The 276-nt window shown below is 67.0% G+C and carries 1 protein-coding gene; it reads left to right on the plus strand.

The window, feature by feature from the left end:
- Positions 1-276, plus strand: a 276-nt coding sequence (locus tag QWJ41_RS21185; protein ID WP_302710473.1) for a glycosyltransferase, incomplete at both ends; no start/stop codon positions are given.

Here is a 276-nt window from a genome sequence, read left to right on the forward strand (position 1 = left end):
GGTGATCGTGGTCGATTGCGCGAGTTCCGATGCAACGCGTGAGATCCTCACCGGTGCCTCGATCCGAGGCGCCGGTCTCCGACGGATCTTGCTCGAGGACAACGTCGGCTTTGCCGGCGGCATGAACCGTGCGATCGCCGCGACCTCGGCACCGTTCGTGCTGAGCTTGAACGCCGATGCTCTGCCCGAGACCGACTTCGTCGAACGGCTCCTCGAGAGGTTCAGCAGCCACCCGGAGGTCCGTATCGGGGCCGTCACCGGGCGCCTGCTGCGCCC

Source organism: Nocardioides cremeus, assembly GCF_030518195.1.
In the GTDB taxonomy this organism is placed as follows: domain Bacteria; phylum Actinomycetota; class Actinomycetes; order Propionibacteriales; family Nocardioidaceae; genus Nocardioides; species Nocardioides cremeus.